Here is a 20766-nt window from a genome sequence, read left to right as displayed (position 1 = left end):
ATTCAGCCTCACAGCCTAGTCAATCTGACAAAGGGCAAGTTCTTTTAATCCTCTGTCGTAAAGGAAGGTTAAACAAAAGTTGTCTGTCATATTTTGAAGCTTGTGTTTACTCATTCCTCTAGGCAAGGCTATATCGCACCATTCTCTTGTTGCCAAAGAAAATAGTTTTTGCTTGCCCTTCCAGTCATCATTCTTAAATAAGGGGCTCAGGATAAGATAAGGCGAATCTGTAAAAATTCCATTGACACCAGCTTTTTTACCTGAAGCCTTTAAATGTTCAGATTCTAATAACTTTTCGATAATACGACCATCACTAGATATTTTAACAAGGGAATAATAGTCCATGCCCCATTTATTGACAGAGGTTTGACTTTCTCCAGAGGTAAAGGCATAGAGCTCTTGCTTCCAAAATTTCATACTATCGATTTTAGGACAGGCAGCTGAGTTCGTGTCGTGGTGCTTTAACTCTTTTTTATCAATATGCGAATAAGTAGTCCACTTAGCCTGCTTTTTCTCTCGATCAAACTCTAAAAGGGCAAAGTTTCTTGCTTGATTTGTATAAACTTGATCTTCAAAACACACGGGTATCTGGTCGCTATCTGATACTATTTGAAAATATCTCTCTTGTGCCTTTTTAGGAAGTATACTCTGGGAATCCTTTATGGCAATGATTTCTGGATGATAAAAATCACCAGTATAATAGACCATTTCCTTGCCAGCCTTGATGATGCCAATACTTTGTCCATCTGTAAAGACTAGAGTCTCTTCCTCCCAAACATGGTCACAAGCCCAAGCATCTATCTCCTTCACACCCAAAGGTGATACTTCAAGCAGACAGTAGCGATTAAAAGATTCCTTCTCACTGATCAAGACAAAGGCTCTACCATCATGTAACATGACAGAATTGAAAACACTATTGTAGTCCTTGTCTAGTTCCCATTTATTCAATAGACTTAACTTTAACTTCCCCATTTTCTCTCTCCTAATCCATCACCACTCGTTGATGGCAAATAGAATGGCTGATCTAATATTTCTTAGCAATTGATCTGAAAGTTCATCGTATTGTTGACCAAGTCCCTTATCTTGTGCCAGCCATCCAGGCCCATCATTCCAGGAGCCCATTCCTCCAAAAACATCCGCTGCACTTGCAGCTCTAAATATATTTTGATTTTGTGGCGGAATTTGAGGTTCCTCTAGCACCTTAGTAGCATCAAGGTCAAGTAAATGATTTCTAGCAGAATGAAAGACTTTGGCAAAGTTCTCACATTCAATTTTAATTGCTAGATCTTCTATACGAGCCAATATGTCCTTAAATTCTTCGATATTATTTTCATAGTGGGGAAGGTCTTGAAAAGGCCTTTCCCATTCATACTCAGTGTAGGTAACATCCCAGCCCCTGCCTAGGGAAGCAGATTTCCAATTTGGTAGGAAATAACTTGCCTTACCATATTTATAAAAACAAAGAATTGAACTCTGTGTTGTATTGGAGAAACCTAAAATACCTCTGTCTTCAACTGAAATGGGGCAAAATAATTGTAAGTCCTTCAAACCTTTTTCCTTGAGGTTTTCAAACCAGTCAGATACTGAAAGTTCTGCAGCTTCCCCATTTTCTGACAGCAAAATTTGAAAACTCATCTTATTTGTATATTTTTCAGGCTTATACCATATTTCTTTGCCACTTTTCAAAGCCTTCCTAGCTGCTGCCACGATACAGGCTATCTGATACATTTGTCCGTTCATATGATCTCATCCATTATCCCTTCAATCAGATTTCTAAGGCTCTCTGCTACATAAATCACTTGGTCAGGATCATGGATGTAGCAAATAATCTGCCCTTCCTGACCCTCCTGGTCTGGATCAAAATCCAGCATGAGATAACAAGAGTCACAATACTGAGCAAAAGGAAGCCATTTTTTATTAAAAAGATAAGGCTTAATTCTACTATCACGCATATTTTCCAGGTCTTGACTAGAAAAATAGTCGGGAAATTCTGTTAACAGAGCATCTCTATTTTGAAAGTACTTTTTACAAGTCTCAATTTCCTGTAGACTCATGAGAGAAAAAGTCAAATCTCTCTGATCAATTACACAAGGTAAAATAGAGAGGTATTCACTTCCATTTTTATAGCTATAAAGCTCTTTGAAGTCACTAGGTAGACGAATTCCAAATATTTCCTCAAAGGCTTGAAGCTCTTCCTCGGAAGCACCAGAAATGTCTTGATAATCTTCCAGATATCCTTCCTCTACAGGATCGTCCAAATCCCAATCTTCAAAACACTCACAAATATAAGATTCTATTTTTTTAACTTGGTCAATTAGTTGCATAAGAGCCCCCCTTTTTGATTTCTCTTAACCTTCAAGAATTTCTTGTAAGTGTCTAGACATATTGCAGATAAATTCTTTAAAGCTACAAATATCACTTATAGTTTCGTGTTCCTCATCGTAAAAAGCTACTTTATTTGTCTTTGGATGCCAAATGATATAGATATGAGTATAATCTCCGGTTGACCGTGAAATACGGAGAAATTTTTTACGACCTTTTTTTAAGGGAATTGTTTGCATGAGAGGGAAAAACTCTATCCACTTAAAATCACAGTTAGTAAGTTCAAAATATAAGTCTTGACTCATAAGAAAATCGGTAAGTTCCCGAGGCAGTTTAAATGGTTTTAGTTCATCCAATTTATTGCGTAAATTATGAAATTCTACTGGCTCTAGTTTTTGAAAGTATTCTGCCATCTCTTGATCCCCCTTTTCGATAGCGATACTATAAGGTCTCATACCATCTTTTTCAGTGAGAGTCACGTCCGCCCCGTGCTCTACAAGGTATTTACACATATCTAGGTCAACATATCTTGCAGCTACACAGAGAGGCGTTGGCTTAAAGGGATAAACCGAGTCGGAGGCATTATAGTTTATATCAACTCCATTTTTAATAAAAAAATCTAGCACCTGATAATTTCTATCTGCAACGGCTCTCCTAAATGCTTTTCCGCCATATTTTTCGACACTATGTCCTAATGCATGGATAATAGCTAGATTATCAAACTTATTTCCAAATAAGGCTTCTTGAAAGGCTTCCGACTTTACAGCATTTACACTATGAATCTTTGCTCCATGTTCCATAAGATACTTGATGAACGTACCATCACAATACCTGACAGCCAACAAAAATGAAGGGTTATTTTTTACATTTAAATGAGCCCCCTTTTCCACTAGCCATTTTAGGGAGTCAAAATTTCCTGTAATCAAGGATAAATCAATTGGGCTTAGAGAGGTATACTTGCTGATTTCTATTTCTTGGTCAATATCCCAACCACTTGCAAGATATTGGTCTAAGGCCAAGGTGTCTCCCTCTATGATGTCCTTAACAAGTTGTGGAACCGATTTAAATTCTCCAATATTTTTTAATGTAATCATTGTCAAACTCTTATTCTTTTTACCGATTATAACTTGGTTCTTTTAGGTCAATTGGGTTAGGATTTTGCTTAATCCAAGCAAGAGCCAATTGGCAGAGGCGGTCTAGACGGGGGCCATCATTAAAATCTTTGCCGTAAATTTGACTGATGACTTGCTTGGCTTCTTCTAAGTCAGTGTCTGAAAGTGGAGTTCCTAGAGAAAGATAGTGAGGTATAGCCTGTAGCATCTTGCGGTAGTTTCTATCCCAGTTGGCCCCTCCATTACGATCCAATTCATCTCGGACTCTACCTGGTATGCGGATGACTTCGCCCTGAACAGTTTTTGCGGCTCCTATAGAAGGAATCAAGAAAGACCATAGTTGCTCATACTGTTCCTCCCATGAACCTTCTTTTACGAGAATTGGAGAAACTCCATCATGAGTTAGGCGTTTTTCTACAGGCTTGACATCAAATAGCTCATAGAGCTTCGCTAAGCCTTTATCTGCTCCTTCGATGTAGTCTGGGTGGATACTTTCTCTATGAAATTCAAAATCCTTACCGATATTTTCGACCTTTTCTTTCATGGTTGGTGTTTTCTTAGCACCTGCTTCTAGTAACATAGAGGCAATTTCAGCAGTTTGGGCAATATAGATCCCCCGACAAACCATCAAGACTGAAGCTAGTGGAGTTCTTCCCATATCATTCTCTACATTGACATTTGCTCCCTTGTCAATTAAAAATTTGACAGTCTTAGGATGAAAAAATTCAGCTGCCATATGTAGAGGGGTATCGCCATAGGTATTGGGCTTTTCAATGTCTGCCCCCAATTCACACAAGAGTTTTACTGTATCTCTACCCAAGATTGCTTGACGGTATAAAGGAGTCGCTCCATAATAATCAGGGATATTGATATCCAAGCCCTGTTCGACAAGCCAGATAACCAATTCATCCGGGACTCCTCCCATATGAAGTGGTGTACATAAGCTAAATCTTCCATCATGTGCGGTTAATTCACAACGATCATAGACTGCTTTAAGGGCTTCAATATTTCCTTCATCCATTAAATCCTTAAACTCTTTTGGTAAGGTAACTCTTTTCTTTGCCATCTTTAGTTCCTTTCTTCTGATACAGCATCTAGGGCAAGCCAATGAAGATTGTCAACAGTTTTCAAAATCAGGACTTGTCCATCATAATCATTTTTCAACTCAAGACCGTTTTGCTCAATAGATATATGATTGTACCAGTGGTCTAGGCTGGCGTATTTCCCCATATGAATGTTGATGAGTATCGTCGTTATGGGATTCCAAGTCCCTTTTTTAACCGTTTCTGCTAAGAGGTAGTAAGCATCTAAAAATATGAGATTTCTCCCATAGATCCAAAAGGGCAGTTCAAGTTCTAACAAAGGTAACTTGGCAGAAAAAATCTCATCACCGTGTGGTGGCACGGTTTCATAATGAAATTCTATCTCACTGCCACAATAGGCAATCAAGGCTCCCTGACATCCGATATTTTGAGGAATCCCTTCCTCAGCTACAATAAATTCCATGATCTGCTCCTTCTACTTTCAATCATAAACTCCGACCAGACTCTGCCAGAATATCAGACTGGACGCATGGCCTATCCCAGTCATCAAGTGGATGAAGTCACTTTCACAACCCTTCCAAACTGCAAATTGGGCCGTTCCCATGGCTCTAATAAATACTAGAAAATCTGGTGCCAGCCATATTTTTTCATCATAGGTCATCTCTGCATCAAGAGCATAGACCGCCCCAGATTGACAATCCAGCAAAATAGTGTAGGGATCTCCATTTGCAATGATGATCAAGCCTCTTTCTTGTAGAGTCGAGTAATCGTGGTATTCCAAATTGCGATTCATCAGCCAAGTAAGACTAGTGTCGTCCCCATATCCAAACTGGTAACTTAAAAAACCGACCTGCCCCCAGTTATAGGCCAGAATATTTTTCCTAAAAATCGGATCCAAATCTTGGATTTGAAGCTGGCTTTTCAAACGATCCAATTCGGACACTGGCAAATCTGTTTTATTCAGGACAATTCCTTCTCTTATCTCAGGGTCAAGCCCTTGTGTTACTTCTTCAATAATGGAAATGATTTGGTCAATTGTCAATAATTCCATTGTCGACCTCCAACTATAAATAATCCATTTTCTACAGCAAACTAGCTAGTTTGGGTCTTCTTTTTTCTGATGAATATCCTTATCACAATTATACTACAAAGCTATCAAATAGGGATAAACTACCAGTATTTTCAGGGATTTTTTTTTGACGAACAACTTCTCCGAATTAAAACAAAAAACCATTCCACAAAGGAACAGCTTTCTCACTTATAATTAAAAGTTTCCCCAGCCAACTTATCGGCTAACTTGGGAAAGAGGGTATAAAATTTGTGGGCTAGATTGAGCAAGGCTGGGAGATTGAGCTCGCGTTTGTTTTTTCCAATGGTCTTAACAATCGTTTGCGCGACAGCATCTGGTTCCAATAGAAAACGGTCGACCGATTTGAGGTAGGTCCCATCTGGGTCTGCCTGGTCAAAAAATCCTGTACGAATCGGTCCTGGATTAACAGTTGTCACATAGACCCCATAGGGCATGAGCTCAAGGCGAAGAGCATTTGAAAAACCGATAGCCGCAAACTTGGTCGCCGAGTAAAGACTAGACTTAGCAGTCGCAATCAATCCTGCCATGCTGACGATATTGATGATATGCCCTTTTCGGATTTTCTTCATACGAGAAGCAACCAAACGAGATAGATTCATCAAAGCAAAGGTATTAACCTCAAACATTTGATGAATGTCTTGAACAGAAATCTTGTCAAAATCTTCAAAAATCCCATATCCAGCGTTGTTAATCAAGACATCAATCTTGCCATAACGCTGATAGAGTTCAGCAACTAGTTCTTCTAGGGCTTGAGCGTCGGTAATATCAATTTCAATCAATTCTGCCTGAGGATGATTTCCGTATAGTTGAGCTAATTTTTCCTTATTTCTACCTAGCAAAATGAGTTGATCTTGAGGCAAGAGTTTGACCATTTCTTGGGCTAGACCTCCACTAGCACCTGTAATAAGAATAGTAGACATACTTTTCCTTTCTCGAGATTCTAGATTTCCACTTCTTCCAAGTCTTTGACCACATGGACATTTTCAAAAATCGTTGCCGCATCTTTCTTAAGCTGGCTAATGTCCTTTGAAAGAAAACGGGCGCTGATATGGTTGAGCAAGAGTCGTTTGGCTCCCGCTTCTGTCGCTACTTGGGCAGCCTGCATATTAGTTGAGTGGCCATGATTACGAGCGATTTTCTCATCACCTTTACCATAAGTGGACTCATGGACAAGAACATCTGCATTGACAGCCAGACGCACACTGGCATTGGTTTTTCGAGTGTCACCTAAGATAGTGATAATCTTACCAGGTCGTGGGGCTGAGATATAGTCTGCTGCCTTAATCTCGGTGCCGTCTTCTAGGATGACATCCTGCCCGTTTTTGATTTTACCAAAAAGCGGTCCAAATGGTACGCCGGCAGCCTTGAGCTTTTCAGCATCCAGAGTGCCTTCTAGATCCTTTTGCATGATACGATAGCCGACACAGAAAATAGTGTGATCCAACTCTTCCGCATATACTGTAAATTTATCTGTTTCAAGAATTTTCCCAAGAGAAGCTTGGTCAAATTCATGGAAATGAATCTTATAGGGCAGGCGTGAACCTGACACTCGTAGACTGGTCAAGACAAAAGATTTGATGCCTTGGGGACCATAGATTTCCAAATCTGTTTGCTCTTCATTGGCTTGAAAGGCACGACTAGAGAGAAAACCAGGCAATCCAAAGATATGGTCTCCATGTAAGTGGGTGATAAAGATTTTGCTGATCTTTCGTGGTCGAATCGTAGTTTCCAGAATGCGATTTTGCGTTCCTTCTCCACAGTCAAAGAGCCAGACTTCGTTAATCTCGTCCAAGAGTTTCAGGGCAAGACTTGAAACGTTGCGGGCTTTAGAGGGCTGACCAGCCCCCGTTCCTAAAAATTGAATATCCATTCGATACTTTCTAATTAATCAATATATAACATAGCAGTGCGATTTTCTGAGCGATAATAAAACTTGCCAGAAAAAGCTCTAGCTTCTTGCAGTAAATCCTCTTGGCTATATCCCTTAAGTCGCTTTCTTCCATCTGCTAAATTTTCCAAATCTGTCAAAGCTGTGAGATTTTCCAGGCTAACTACTTCCTCTTCACCAATCGCCTTCATGTAAATCTTACCAGACTCTACAAAAACGAGCTGATGAGGGAAAATTTGCGCAATCTCAAAGAGTAATTCATCCGTAATGACTTCCTCAGCTTCTGAAAAAATGCGACCAAGACCTTCTTTTTCGTAGCAAAATCCAAAGGATTTACCAGATAGATTGAGGCGAATAAAGGGCTTGTTTTCTAGAGTGAAACTTGGATCAGTATTATAAAGATTCAACTCCCGACTCAATTCAGCAAAATAATCTGTCGCGGCTTGAGGGCTCTTCTTTTGGTAGAGTTCTGCAAAGTAGGCATTCACTACGCTAGGAGGAGGAGTGATGAGAGCTAGCTGTTCCTGGTCAGATCTACCAGCTAAAAGCTGATCTAGATAGACCTTGTCCAGACTCGTATATCCACCATACTTGAGAGCTAATGTTTTGATATCAGTCATAAAATTCCTCTAATCTCCATTTGTTTTTCTCAGAAATGTAGCCTGTGATGACTTGACCATCATCTTGGTAGTCACGTTCTTCTAGAATCGCAACACTTTCTAAATCATGAATCTTGTAAGATTTAGAAAAAGGCACGCGCAGGGTAAATGCTTCAAAAATTTCCTTAATTTTACCTAGCAATAAAGTCTGCAACTGTTCTCGACTATCTTTAGACTTTGCCGAAATCAGAGCGTATGGCGTTTGAGTAGGCGTAAAGTCCTCCACCAAATCCGCTTTATTATAAAGGGTTAAGCGAGGAATATCCTCCATGTCCAAGTCTTTCATGATAGAGAGAACTGTTTTTTCATGCTCCTCGTGATAAGGATTGCTAGCATCGATGACATGGACCAAGAGATCTACATGCTTGCTTTCTTCTAAAGTAGACTTGAAACTGGACACCAACTCAGTTGGTAAATCTTGAATAAAACCAACGGTATCGGTTAAAGTTACTTGTAGATTCCCTCCCAGATGGATGCTTTTAGTTGTAGCATCAAGAGTCGCAAAAAGCTCATCTGCTTCATACTGGGTCTTACTGGTCAAGGTGTTCATGATGGTTGATTTACCAGCATTGGTGTAACCAATCAAACCAATCTTAAAGGTACTCGACTCCAGACGTTTTTCTCGAACTGTCGCTCGATTTTTCTCAACGACCTTGAGTTGGCGTTCGATATCTGTAATCTGGTTGCGAACGCTCCGACGATTTAGTTCTAGCTGACTTTCACCTGGACCACGGGAACCAATCCCCCCTGCCTGACGACTAAGCATAATCCCCTGACCAACCAAACGAGGCAAGAGGTACTTGAGCTGGGCTAGATGAACTTGGAGTTTTCCTTCATGGCTTCGAGCCCGCATGGCAAAGATATCCAAAATCAACTGCATACGGTCAATGACTTTAACACCCAACACTTCCTCTAAATTGACATTTTGACGAGGTGTCAGACGGTTGTTGACGATAACTGTCGTGATTTCTTCTGCGTCCACCATTTGAGCAATTTCTTCCAACTTACCAGAGCCAACAAAGGTCTTGGAGTCGTATTTTTCGCGTTTTTGTCTGTAGCTATCGACGACGACCGCCCCAGCTGTCTTGGCTAAACTAGCCAGTTCCTCCATGGAGAGGTCAAAATTATCCATGCCCTGGAGTTCAACTCCAATCAGCAGGACTCGCTCCTCTTTTTTCTCCGTTTCAATCATTTAAAAACTCCTCAATCTGGTTTAAAATGCGGTCTTTCACACCAGATTCTCCTATCTGATAAAAGGTCACCTGCATGCGATTGCGGAACCAGGTCAACTGGCGCTTGGCAAATCGGCGAGTCGCCTGTTTTAGGCTGTCACTAGCTTCTTCCAAGGACCGCTCTCCACGAAAATAAGGGAAGAGTTCCTTATAACCTATCCCTTTAGCAGCCTGCACATCTGGACAATGGTCAAACAACCATTTAGCTTCCTCCAAAAGTCCAGCTTCAAACATCAGGTCCACTCGGTGATTGATACGCTCATAAAGCTGACTACGCTCATCATCCAAGCAAATAATCAGTGGTTCATATAAACTTTCTTGATTTTCCAAGTCTTGAGCAAAATGGGCAATTTCTAAGGCACGCATGGCACGACGACGATTAAATTGGGGAATTTCAAGGCCTGCTTGATCCACCAGATGGGCTAAGTCCTCATCTGAAAAAGACTCTAAGCTAGAACGGTAGGCTAAAATATCCTCATGAGGTGTCTCGCCACCTAGATGATACCCCTCTAGCAGACTCTGGATGTAAAGTCCTGTCCCACCGGCGATAATAGCAAGCTTACCACGACTTTGAATATCCTCAATGGCTGCCTTGGCTTCAGAAACAAAATCAAAAGCCGAGTAAGACTCGGTTACATCTCTAACATCGATTAAATGATGAGGGACAGTTGCCTGCTCCTCCGGACTAGCCTTGGCTGTTCCAATGTCTAGTCCTCGGTAGACCTGTTGGCTATCTCCACTAACTACTTCGCCATTGAATCGCTGAGCAACTTCAATAGCGAGAGCAGTCTTTCCAACTGCAGTTGGACCAACAATCACAATTATTTTGCTTTTCATCGTTTTTCCTTGAAAAATTCCCGTTTTTTCGTTACTATTATTATATCACAAAATAGACAGGCAGAAAAATGCTATATCTTAAGCTATTTCCGTCTGATTTATAAATAAAAGGAGGAAGACTCATGGCTAAAGGATTTGCTAAAGGTCTCGTAACAGGTGTTGCAGGAACTGTTGCTGCTGTTGCAGGTGCAGTATACGCATTCAAAAAGAAAGTGATTGAACCAGAAGAACAAAAAGCAGCTTTCATCGAAGAAAATCGTAAAAAAGCAGCTCGCCGTCGTGTATCACGCTAATCAACAAAAAAGAAGTTGGAAAATCCAACTTCTTTTTTGTTATTAAATAGCCAAATCAAATTTTAATTGCGGTTTCACAGGATCATAGTCAACCAACTCAAAATCCTCTGCATTAATCTCAAAAAAGTTTGTCTTGTCTGGTACATTCAAGACCAAACGCGGTTGGCAATTTGAAGGTTCACGACGGAGCAATTCCTGAGCTTGTTCAAATTGATTATCATAGATGTGAAGGTTATTGATAAAGTAGAAGAATTTTCCAACTTTCCAACCAAAATGTTTAGCAATCATCATTTGAAGAGCCACATATTGCATGGCATTGATGTGATGAGCTACCAGCATATCGTTAGAACGCTGGGTCAAGGTCGCATCCAGGTAAATTTCCCCATCTACACGACGGACATCAAACATAGTCTGAAAGGCACATGGAAGAAGGCCATCTGTTTCTTCGAAAGCTTGGTAATCCCAGAGAGAGATGATATTGCGACGATTCCAAGGATTGGCTTCTAACTGCTTAAGGATTTTGTTGATGATATCATGCTTCTTAACCACAGCCCCATAACGCTCACCAATTGTCCCTGTATCTCCCACTTCCCAGTCATTCCAATAGTGGACATTGTACTTGTCATTAAGAACTTCTAGACTATTAGACTGGTCTTGATAAATCCAGAGTACTTCCTTGATAGCTGATTTGATAGCAATTGGACGCAAGGTCGTGATTGGAAATTCGCCCTTAGACAAATCATACTCCGCAAAAGCACCTGTGACGTACTTGGAGTTAGCCACTGTTCCATCCTTATACTTGGGACGAGCTTGTTCTGAAAAGACACCTTCATTGAGAATTCGCTCAATATTTTCTTTAAAAATCTTATCTGCTTTTGTCATTTACTCTCACCTCAATTATTGTCTTAATTAGTATAGCATAAAAAAAGAAAGGAGGAAAATCACTCGCTTCAATAAAGTGATTTTCTCCTTTTTATTTCTTATTGCAAGACAAGAGATGCTGCTCCGATAACTCCAGCATCATTTCCTAAAGTTGCAAGAGCTAGCTTAGTTGTTGTGCGAACTTGTGGGAAGGTATTTTCATCGTAAACCTTTTGCACGCCTTGAAGAAGGAAGTCTCCTGCAGCTGATACCCCTCCACCGATAACGATAGTTGATGGGTTTAGGATAGAACCGATGTTGGCACATGCAATACCCAAGTAACGTGAGAAGTTACGGTAAACGATCAAGGCAAGATCATCCCCTTCTTTTGCCAAGTCAAAGACAGTTTTAGCAGTTACTTCTTCACCGTCGTCAATCAAGCGTTTCAACTCTGCATCGCCTTCGTACTCATCTGCATAACGACGAGTCAAGTTGACAATCCCTGTAGCTGAAGCTACTGTCTCAAGACAGCCTTTTTTACCACACGTACATGCGATTGGTTGGTCAAAGTCAACTGTGATATGTCCAAGTTCACCTGCAGCACCAGCAACACCGTGGAGCAATTTACCTTCTGCCACGATACCGCCACCAACACCTGTACCAAGTGTCATAAAGACAACGTCAGGTTGGTTTTCACCAGCACCCATCCAACGCTCACCAAGAGCAGCTACGTTGGCGTCATTGTCGATAAAGAATGGAATACCCAAGGCTTTTTCCATTTTTTCTTTGATTGGTTGAAGAGTTTTCCAGTTGAGGTTGTAGGCACCGATAACAGTTCCTTTTTCACGGTCAACCACACCAGGTGAACCCATACCAATTCCACGAAAATCTTCAGCAGATAATCCAAGTAAGTCCAAACGGTGTTGGATCGATTCAATCATATCGTCTACGATATGGCTTCCTTCATCCAAAATGTTGGTCTTGATAGACCATTTTTCTTGGATTTCTCCTTCCAGCGTTAAAATAGCGAACTTGATAGAAGTTCCACCTAGGTCAATCCCAATAATCTTTTGACTCATCTTTTTCTCCTTATTCTCAATTGAAAATGCTTACAGTGCTAGTATAACAAAATCTGTCAATCAGTGCAAAGGTTTGCATTGATTTTCCAAATTTTTTTCTATTCTATGGTTTCCACAAACCAGAGGCATCTACATAGTAGCGTCCACCATCCACTCGCTCATTTTTTGCCATTTTACCATCTGATTTGAGGTAGTAGTTTCCTTGCCATGCATTACGAGCATAAGATCCATCTGATTTTAAATAGTACCAAGATTGGTAAGAAGAATCATAAACCCATTCACTCTGAGCCATTTTACCATTTGACTTGAGGTAGTATGCACCTTGCCAAGCATTATGCGCATAAGATCCATCTGATTTGAGGTAATACCAGGCTTTGTAGTAAGAATCATAAATCCATTCCTTCTGAGCCATCTTACCATCTGATTTGAGATAGTAACTTCCTTGCCATGTATTGCGGGCATAGGAACCATCTGATTTGAGGTAATACCAAGCTTGGTAATAGTTATCGTATACCCACTCATTCTCAGCCATTCTTCCATCTGATTTTAGGTAGTATGCACCCTGCCAAGTATTTGTTACTGGTTTCCCATTTGCAGAAAAATAGTACCAAGATCCATTTTGACGAACCCAACCACTTACAGCTTCTGCACTAGGAGCAGGTGCTGCACTATTTGGTGCTACATTGTTGTTAGCTTGAGATGTACTCGTCTTTTTCTCTTTTAAAACTCCCTTAGGCGCATTCTTCGATTCACAAGCGATTCCATCATGATCCTTATCCAGAGTAGCAGAATAACCTGGTTCTCCCTTATGAATATCTGCATATCCATTCTCCCAAGCTTCCTTACAGCTCGAAAAATGGATACTTTCATCTGCCACAACAGGTTGTAAAAACAGAGCAAGGACAGGTAAAGAAACTAGGCCTAGTTTTAATAAATGACGTTTGTTCATGATTTTCTCCTGAAATTATAATATCAATCTCAATATTATTTTATCAAACTTATTTCTGCAATTCAAGAAAACTTCTAGTTATTTCTGCAAACTCTTTTGGTTTGGCCCTATTCAGAACATGAGGTCCATCAGGAATAATCTGAATCTGAGAATTTGGAATCAGTTGTTGCAGATCTTTCATAGACTTTAGATTTGGCTTATCTTGACTACCACAAATTAACAAAGTTGGATAGGGACAATTCTTTGCAATCTCCCTTAAATCAAGTGTTTTTAATTCTTCGGAAACTCCAACCATAAGAGCCTTATCTGCCCCCTGCTTCTCATATATACTCTTAGGAAGCAATTTGAATATCAGCAACTGAATGTAAAAAGGAATGTTACCTGCTAATTTCAGTGGACATCCTGACAAAACCAAGCCCTGAAGATTTGGTATCTCAGAACTTGAAAGCTCCAATGCAAGTGTAGCCCCTAAAGACAAACCGACTAGGACAAAAGGTTCTGTTTCCATTGATAAGTGCAGATAAATGCGTTCCTTGGCTTCTTGATAGGTCCCAACTCCTGCAGGGAATAAGTCCAGTGCTTCAGAGGGATAATCTGTTAGCAAATCCTGAACTTCTTTCCAACTATCTGCCGACTGTCCCAAACCGTGTAAAAATATTAGTTTCATTTAGTGCTCCTTTACTGACAACTCATACAAGCCCCTAACTGCATTGCAGCCATAGATAGCTTCTGCTTGTGCCAAATCTTCTATGGTCAAGACCTTCTCTTCTACCTGCCCATTTTCAAGTAAATGCTGGCGATAAATCCCTGGTAACAGGCCAAGAGTACTAGGTGGGGTATAGAGCTTGCCATCCATTTTTAAGACCAGATTCCCAATAGAGGTTTCAAGCAATTTTCCATCAGCAGTGTGATAGATGATTTCCTGATTTCCCACTGTCAAATGTGGTCGGTATGTCGTCTTAAAGTAGGTAAAGGCCTGCTGTAAATCAGCTTCCTGTAGACAAAGTTTGGCCTGACAGAAGCTAGAGCTAAGCGGTGTCAATACTTGCCGATCGATTTCAATCGCTCCAGATTTGCTGAGACTGATTCGTACCCGATAATCTTGAAGTAGGTCACAAGACTGGCACTCCTTCTCTATCTCTTGTTTCAGAACTTCTTGGTCAAATGGAAATGCAAAGTATCGACTAGCCTTTTGCAGTCTTTCCAGATGTTGAGTTTCAAAGAGTAATTTTTTCTGGCTAATTTTCCCTGTAGTAATTAGTTGAAAACGAGGCTGTTTTCGGTAAAGAACAGCAGCCTTTTGATGGACTTCACAGTATTCTGACTCCCAAGTACTATCCCAAGTGATGCCACCTCCGACACCATAGATGGCTTGCCCTCCATGCAGTTGAATGGTTCGAATAGCCACATTAAAAATTCGTCGTCCATTGGGAAGTAAGAGGCCAACAGTTCCACAGTAAACTCCTCTGGGTTGGGTCTCCAAGTCCTTGATAATTTCCATGGTCGCTATCTTGGGAGCTCCTGTGATGGAGCCACATGGAAAGAGCGAACGAAAAATTTCAACTAGGTCAACATCTGGTCGTAACTGACTCTTGATAGTTGAAGTCATCTGCCACACTGTAGAATACTGTTCCACTTGGCATAAACGCTCCACATGCTCACTTCCTACCTCAGACAGACGATTCATGTCATTGCGCAAAAGATCCACTATCATCATGTTTTCTGAGCGATTTTTGGGATCTTGTTCCAACCAAGCCGCCTCTTTCAAGTCTTCAGCATCAGTCAGACCACGTTTAGTTGTCCCCTTCATAGGACGAGTGGTCAACTCACGCCCATTTTGCTCAAAAAAGAGTTCTGGACTCATGGAAATCACTGCCATGTCGTCATGTTCAACATAAGCATTGTAACCAGCTTCCTGCTCTACCACCATACGATTGTAGATAACAAAAGGATTAGCACTTAAATGCTGTTTGAGTTGAACCGTATAATTAACCTGATAAGTATCCCCTTGTCTTAAATGATGATGAATCTGGTCAATAGCCTTTTCATAGTCCTCTGCAGATGTTACTTCCTGCCAGTTTGATGGCAAAAATACGTCCTCATAAACCAGGGGAATGCTGGTTTTTTCTACACTATCATGAATAGTGAAATAGAGGAGATACTCTCCTAACAAGCGACCCGAGTGTACTGCTAACTTTTTCTCAAAAGCAGGTGCAGCCTCGTAGCTGACATAACCTACCACATAATAGCCTTTCTCTTGGTAGTTTTCTACTTGTGCTAATAAGTCCGTCACTTCTGCTAAATCTCTGGTTTTTAACTCTTTGATAGGTTGGATAAAGGTGTATCGCTCGCCCAAGGCCCTAAAATCAATCACTGTTTTTCTATGCATACCCTAAGTATACCATAAAATCCAGACCCCAACAGGAGATCTGGCTTTTTTATGATTGATTTAAATCTCAAGTTTACTCGACATAATCCAACAAATAACCATAACCCTTTTCTTCCATTTGATCCTTAGGAATAAAACGGATGGATAGACTATTGATACAATAGCGTAGACCTCCCTTGTCCTTAGGCCCGTCTGTAAAGACATGTCCTAGGTGAGAATCCCCTGTTCTACTTCTGACTTCTGTTCTGACCATATTATAAGACTTGTCTTCCTTGTAGGTCGCAACATCTGGACTGATAGGCTGGGTAAAGCTAGGCCAACCACAGCCCGATTCAAACTTATCTTTCGAAGAAAAGAGGGGTTCGCCAGTCGCAACATCCACATAAATACCTGCTTCAAATTTATCCCAGTAACGATTTGAAAAGGCACGTTCTGTTTGACCGTTTTGAGTCACAGCATACTCTTCAGGAGAGAGAAGTTTTTTCAATTCATCGTCACTCGGTTTTGGATATTTACTTGCATCAATAACAGGATAGGCTGCTTGATTGACATTGATATGGCAATATCCATTAGGATTTTTCTGGAGATAGTCTTGGTGGTAGTCCTCAGCCACGATAAAATTTCTTAAGGCTTCTTTTTCAACCGCTATAGGTTCGTCGTACTTCTTAGCAACTTGATCAAAAACTTGGTTGATGACTTCTAAATCTTTCTCATCTGTATAATAGACTCCTGTTCTGTACTGAGTCCCCACATCATTTCCCTGCTTATTCTTACTGATTGGATTAATAATCCGGAAATAATGAAGCAAGATTTCTTTTAAAGAGATTTGATTGGCATCATAGGTCACATGAACAGTCTCAGCATGCCCGGTTTGGCCAATCAATTCATACTGGGTTGTTTCTCCTCTACCATTAGCATAGCCCGAAACAGCATCTGTCACACCTGCTACTCGTGAAAAATACTCTTCGACACCCCAGAAACAACCTCCCGCTAGATAAATATCATGTAGGTCAGCATCTTTTCTTGGCTCAGTATTTTTCTTAGCATGTTTCCCCTGACTAACTGCTGCCTTCTCAATTTGAGAGGTATCAGTGTAGCTAGCGCTTCTTTTTTCCCAAAGAAATAAAACTCCTAAAATAAGGAAGATAATGATTCCAATCGACAGGATTATTTTTAATTTATCATTCATAATAAGCCTCTAATTCATAGTCTTTAAATTCTCTAAAATAGTTTCCTTGTCCATAAAGCCTGGTTGAGTCTTCACCAATTTGCCTTCTTTATCAATAAAGGCCTGAGTCGGATAAGAACGAACTCCGTAACTCGCTAAAAGTTGTCCCGAAGGGTCTAACAATACTGGTAAATCTTTATAGTCCAAGCCTTGATACCATTTCTTGAAGTCTTCTTCTGACTGCTCTCCTTTTTGACCAGGAGAAACCACTGTCAAGATGACATAGTCATCACTTGCTTCTTTCGCAAGCTCATCGGTATCAGGTAAACTAGCTAGACAAATAGAGCACCAAGATGCCCAAAATTTGAGATAGACCTTTTTGCCTTTATAATCTGATAGGCGATAGGTTTTCCCATCAACTCCCGTCAGTGAAAAGTCTGTAACTGCTTCTCCTTGTTTTGCAATTTGAGAACTAACTTGTTCATTTTTGTCTCCGTTTTGCTTATCAGCTTGGCTCTCCATCTGATTGTTACAAGCCGATAGACAAACCAGACTAGCGCAGACCAATATAGTTGCTTGCCATTTTTTCATTTTCATCACCTTTCTCGCTCATCATATGAATATAGATATTGTATTATAGCTCTATTATATACCTATCACCCTAAAAATACTTGAAATCTGTTTGGAAAATAAGGCATCTTTTGGAACACAAAAAACTCCCACCTGCTGAGCAGATGAGAGCTTTCAACTTTTTATCTATATTTTTCTGATAAAATCTTGGGGATATTGAGCACGCGCCCCTCCGATTAGTTTTGGACGACTAGCGAGAGCAGTTACGTGGGCTTGGCCAATAGATTTCAAAACTGGACGAATAGGTACTTGCACATGCTTGATATGCATCCCTATAGCAGTATCTCCAATATCGAGTCCTGCATCAGCTTTGATGAATTCAACTTCAACTGGGTCTTTCATATAGCGAAAGGCTGCCAATTGACCTGAACCTCCAGCATGCAGTGTCGGAAGAACACTCACAATCTCAAGATTGTACTTGATTGCAACCTCTCGTTCAACTACCAAGGCCCGATTAACATGTTCGCATCCCTGAACTGCTAGATGGATTCCTTTCGCTGACAGAATTTCTAATATTTTTTGAACAATTAATTCTCCAATTTCTTGGCTGGAGTCTTTCCCGATGCGACCTCCTATCACCTCGCTAGAAGATAAGCCCAAAACAAAGAGAGCTCCCTCAGGGAGAGAAGCCTTTGCCAATACATCTTCTAGGATTTCCTCAACCTCTTTTTGTAAATGTCCTTGGTCCATACTTTACCTCGCTTACTTCCTTCTATGATATCGTTTTTTTATCATTTAATCAAGCTGGGAACATGCTCCTACTTCCAATAGACTATTCTATATTTTTCAAATCGAAAAAGACAGAGAAATTCTCTCTGCCTCATTTATAAACATAGTTATACTTTTTGAAGTCCTTGAACAGCATCATGATTGATGATGACTTGTCCATATTCTTGAAGGACTGAGCGACTGATATCACTATCATCCGCAAATTCGCGCATACGTGCCAATAACCATGCTGGATAAAGACTTGGATGATCCTCTACATCTACCAAAACTGTTAGATAATATTGGTCATTCATTTTGTAAAGTTCTGAAGTCTCCATTTGGTAATCGACTGTCTTTGCAAAAGAGACCAAACTAGTTAAGTCGTCAAAGCGTAGGATGTAGTAGATATAAGGTTCTCTTTTTCCTTCTTCTACCTCAGCAATTTCATCAATCGCCGCTTCTTCCTCTTTTTCAACCCGCTCTAGAGATTGGATAGCTTCAATATCTTCTTTGGTTTTCTCTGCCATGGTTTTCTCCAAAGTCTTCAAAAATTCATCTGGAGACATTTTTGCTAGTTCATCCATGTCAGGAAGGTCTGCCAAATCCTCAAAATCCAAGTTTTGGTCGATCTTAGACTTGGTTACAAAGACATCAACCTTATCAGGCTTCGGTGTCACTCGGAAGCTAAGCATACCTGTATCCAAGAAACTGTCTGGCATCTCTAACTCATCCAGAATGGCATAGAAAAACTCTTCTGTTTTTTCTTGTGGAACGAGAAAGTCTGCGATTTCCATTCCACGATCCATCAAATCTTCTAAAGACATAGTGATCTTTAATGTCGTATCACTGATTTGTTTCATTTTCATAGTTCGTAACCTCATACTTTCAGTTCTATCTATTATACAAGATTTAGATAATTTTATCAAAAGAATGGCGTTGGAATGTGATATAATACTAGTATCTATTTTAGAATGTAAGAAAGAAAGTTTCATGAAAAATATAAAAGTTAACGCTTTGGCTAGCTTGCTGGTCAATATTTTAAACATCGTGTTTCCCCTGATTACTAATCCCTATCTAACGCGAATTCTAAGTAAATCAAATTATGGTTACTTTAATACAGCAAATACCTGGGCAAGCTTTGTCATTCCACTTGCTGCTTTTGGGATTTATAATTATGGGATTCGAGCAATCAGTAAAGTAAAAGATGACAAAAGTAAGATTAATTATGTCTTTTCAAAGTTGTTCTATATATCAGTCATTACTTCAGTAGTAACAACCGCTATTTATTTCCTCTTTATTTATTTTGATACTAGTATTGTCAATCTAAAAATTCTTTACTATATCCTTGGAATTCAAGCTCTCTTCCAATTTCTAAATATCGAATGGATGAATGAAGCCTATGAGAATTATTCTTTTATCCTCTATAAAACACTAGTGATTCGTATTGGAATGTTGGTTGCTATCTTCGCCTTCGTTAAGACACCTGATGATATTGTTCCTTATGCCACAATCATGAGTGCGACAACCATTATCAACTATCTACTTAGCTTCCTTTGGATTAAACGAGAGGTTTCCTTTGTCAAGATTCAACTCCTCGAACTTCTCAAATCTTCTAAGCCTCTTATGACTATGCTACTCCTAGCAAATGCTAATATGCTCTATACCTTGCTAGACCGTATGTTCATCACTAAAGGACCTGATGAGAATTTCATCTCCTACTACACCATTGCCTCAAGTATTGTAATGCTGATTGCTAATGTCCTCAGCGGAGCCATTAATGTCAGCATTCCACGACTTGGTTACTATTTAGGAAAAAAAGATTTTAATTCTTATAAGTATTTGGTCAATCAGGGCGCATCCCTCTTTTACTTCCTCATGATTCCTACCAGTATTGGTATCATGGTTTTAGGTACCTATGCTACAGTTATCTATTCTTCTGAGAAATATCTAGAAGCAGGAATTGTAACAAGCGTCTTTGCCTTTCGAACCATTATCTGGGCTATCGAATTAATCCTTGGAAAGCAAATCATCTTTATCAATGACCACGAAAACCGATTAACAGCCTTTTACTTTATCGGTGGTGGTGTCAATGTAGTCCTAAACTCACTACTCATTTTCAATAATATCTTTAGTCCTGAATACTACATTGGAACGACCATTATAGCTGAATCAATCGTAGTTCTGCTAGAAATTCGTTTTATTCAAAAGCACAAACTATTGGATTTGAGAGAGATTTTTACAACCTTGGCTCGCTACACAATCGTGTCACTTGGTTTCATCCCAATTTATTATATTTTTAAAACCCTCTTCCAAGTTCACAGCTATGAAGTTACGATGAATATGATCAGCATGGTTCTTTCTACAATCGCAGCTTGTGGCATTTATTACGCTATCACACTCTTTATTATCAAAGATAAAACACTTCATTATGCACTTGACTTAGTTCGTGCTAAAATCAAAAGAAGTTAACAAAACACCTATAAGGCTGAATGTACTGACCCCAAAA

23 protein-coding genes are annotated in these 20766 nt (G+C 39.9%); 2 read left to right on the top strand and 21 right to left on the bottom strand.

What is annotated here, in order from left to right:
* Window positions 1–15: 15 nt before the first annotated feature.
* The 12 genes from AC3E9F_RS01640 to miaA form a co-directional block, all read right to left on the bottom strand.
* Window positions 16–972 carry a hypothetical protein gene (locus AC3E9F_RS01640; RefSeq protein ID WP_490672726.1) on the bottom strand — a complete coding sequence of 319 codons (957 nt, stop codon included), beginning with the start codon at window positions 970–972 and terminating at the stop codon, window positions 16–18.
* An 18-nt stretch (window positions 973–990) separates the two neighbouring features.
* The gene (locus tag AC3E9F_RS01635) at window positions 991–1740 is read right to left on the bottom strand and encodes a hypothetical protein (protein WP_490672725.1); all 750 of its coding nucleotides are present in this window, start codon (window positions 1738–1740) and stop codon (window positions 991–993) included.
* Entirely contained in the window at window positions 1737–2324 is a 588-nt protein-coding gene (locus AC3E9F_RS01630; protein ID WP_490672724.1) for an SMI1/KNR4 family protein, read from the bottom strand. The genes AC3E9F_RS01635 and AC3E9F_RS01630 overlap by 4 nt, the downstream gene beginning before the upstream one ends.
* Window positions 2325–2348: 24 nt before the next feature.
* Window positions 2349–3416, bottom strand: coding sequence for an ankyrin repeat domain-containing protein (locus tag AC3E9F_RS01625; protein ID WP_247921753.1), 1068 nt, complete (start codon window positions 3414–3416; stop codon window positions 2349–2351).
* A gap of 19 nt (window positions 3417–3435) precedes the next feature.
* Complete coding sequence (locus tag AC3E9F_RS01620; RefSeq protein ID WP_490672723.1) at window positions 3436–4500, bottom strand: ankyrin repeat domain-containing protein; 1065 nt, start codon at window positions 4498–4500, stop codon at window positions 3436–3438.
* 2 nt (window positions 4501–4502) lie between these two features.
* Window positions 4503–4940, bottom strand: coding sequence for a hypothetical protein (locus AC3E9F_RS01615; RefSeq protein ID WP_490672722.1), 438 nt, complete (start codon window positions 4938–4940; stop codon window positions 4503–4505).
* A gap of 18 nt (window positions 4941–4958) precedes the next feature.
* The gene (locus AC3E9F_RS01610) at window positions 4959–5528 is read right to left on the bottom strand and encodes an SMI1/KNR4 family protein (protein ID WP_490672721.1); all 570 of its coding nucleotides are present in this window, start codon (window positions 5526–5528) and stop codon (window positions 4959–4961) included.
* Between the two features lie 203 nt (window positions 5529–5731).
* Window positions 5732–6487 carry an SDR family NAD(P)-dependent oxidoreductase gene (locus tag AC3E9F_RS01605; protein ID WP_490672719.1) on the bottom strand — a complete coding sequence of 252 codons (756 nt, stop codon included), beginning with the start codon at window positions 6485–6487 and terminating at the stop codon, window positions 5732–5734.
* Window positions 6488–6507: 20 nt separating this feature from the next.
* Window positions 6508–7437 (bottom strand): ribonuclease Z, encoded by a 930-nt coding sequence (gene rnz, locus AC3E9F_RS01600; protein ID WP_490672718.1) that lies wholly within the window; start codon window positions 7435–7437, stop codon window positions 6508–6510.
* Window positions 7438–7451: 14 nt separating this feature from the next.
* The gene (locus AC3E9F_RS01595; RefSeq protein WP_490672717.1) at window positions 7452–8075 is read right to left on the bottom strand and encodes a cystathionine beta-lyase; all 624 of its coding nucleotides are present in this window, start codon (window positions 8073–8075) and stop codon (window positions 7452–7454) included.
* Complete coding sequence (gene hflX / locus AC3E9F_RS01590; RefSeq protein WP_214262224.1) at window positions 8068–9306, bottom strand: GTPase HflX; 1239 nt, start codon at window positions 9304–9306, stop codon at window positions 8068–8070. The genes AC3E9F_RS01595 and hflX overlap by 8 nt, the downstream gene beginning before the upstream one ends.
* Window positions 9299–10183 (bottom strand): tRNA (adenosine(37)-N6)-dimethylallyltransferase MiaA, encoded by an 885-nt coding sequence (gene miaA, locus AC3E9F_RS01585; protein ID WP_490672716.1) that lies wholly within the window; start codon window positions 10181–10183, stop codon window positions 9299–9301. The genes hflX and miaA overlap by 8 nt, the downstream gene beginning before the upstream one ends.
* Before the next feature lie 122 nt (window positions 10184–10305).
* Between miaA and AC3E9F_RS01580 the strand changes: the two genes are divergently transcribed.
* Window positions 10306–10476, top strand: a complete 171-nt coding sequence (locus AC3E9F_RS01580; protein ID WP_001051780.1) for a DUF3042 family protein — start codon at window positions 10306–10308, stop codon at window positions 10474–10476.
* A gap of 42 nt (window positions 10477–10518) precedes the next feature.
* Here AC3E9F_RS01580 and AC3E9F_RS01575 read toward each other — a convergent pair whose 3' ends face one another.
* The 9 genes from AC3E9F_RS01575 to mecA all read right to left on the bottom strand — a co-directional run bounded on the left by AC3E9F_RS01575 (window position 10519) and on the right by mecA (window position 19126).
* The gene (locus AC3E9F_RS01575) at window positions 10519–11358 is read right to left on the bottom strand and encodes a thymidylate synthase (protein ID WP_490672715.1); all 840 of its coding nucleotides are present in this window, start codon (window positions 11356–11358) and stop codon (window positions 10519–10521) included.
* A 98-nt stretch (window positions 11359–11456) separates the two neighbouring features.
* Window positions 11457–12416, bottom strand: coding sequence for an ROK family glucokinase (locus AC3E9F_RS01570; protein ID WP_490672714.1), 960 nt, complete (start codon window positions 12414–12416; stop codon window positions 11457–11459).
* Window positions 12417–12519: 103 nt separating this feature from the next.
* Window positions 12520–13365 (bottom strand): excalibur calcium-binding domain-containing protein, encoded by an 846-nt coding sequence (locus AC3E9F_RS01565; RefSeq protein WP_490672713.1) that lies wholly within the window; start codon window positions 13363–13365, stop codon window positions 12520–12522.
* 49 nt (window positions 13366–13414) lie between these two features.
* Entirely contained in the window at window positions 13415–14032 is a 618-nt protein-coding gene (locus AC3E9F_RS01560; RefSeq protein WP_490672712.1) for an alpha/beta fold hydrolase, read from the bottom strand.
* Window positions 14033–15754 carry an aminodeoxychorismate synthase component I gene (pabB, locus tag AC3E9F_RS01555; protein ID WP_490672711.1) on the bottom strand — a complete coding sequence of 574 codons (1722 nt, stop codon included), beginning with the start codon at window positions 15752–15754 and terminating at the stop codon, window positions 14033–14035. It lies immediately after the preceding gene.
* A gap of 73 nt (window positions 15755–15827) precedes the next feature.
* Window positions 15828–16943 (bottom strand): peptide-methionine (R)-S-oxide reductase MsrB, encoded by a 1116-nt coding sequence (gene msrB / locus AC3E9F_RS01550; protein WP_263393881.1) that lies wholly within the window; start codon window positions 16941–16943, stop codon window positions 15828–15830.
* Between the two features lie 9 nt (window positions 16944–16952).
* Window positions 16953–17513 (bottom strand): redoxin family protein, encoded by a 561-nt coding sequence (locus AC3E9F_RS01545; protein WP_263393882.1) that lies wholly within the window; start codon window positions 17511–17513, stop codon window positions 16953–16955.
* Between the two features lie 165 nt (window positions 17514–17678).
* Entirely contained in the window at window positions 17679–18242 is a 564-nt protein-coding gene (locus AC3E9F_RS01540) for a TIGR01440 family protein (RefSeq protein WP_263393883.1), read from the bottom strand.
* Between the two features lie 146 nt (window positions 18243–18388).
* On the bottom strand, window positions 18389–19126 hold the full coding sequence (mecA, locus tag AC3E9F_RS01535) for an adaptor protein MecA (protein WP_263393884.1): 738 nt from the start codon (window positions 19124–19126) through the stop codon (window positions 18389–18391).
* A 124-nt stretch (window positions 19127–19250) separates the two neighbouring features.
* On the opposite strand from mecA, the gene AC3E9F_RS01530 reads away from it, so the two are divergent.
* Complete coding sequence (locus tag AC3E9F_RS01530) at window positions 19251–20729, top strand: oligosaccharide flippase family protein (RefSeq protein ID WP_263393885.1); 1479 nt, start codon at window positions 19251–19253, stop codon at window positions 20727–20729.
* Window positions 20730–20766 lie beyond the last annotated feature (37 nt).

Source organism: Streptococcus sp. SCPM-O-B-15277 (M60) (assembly GCF_058200335.1).
Note: the sequence above shows the minus strand (reverse complement) of the source record. Positions and strands in the feature narration are given on the sequence as shown.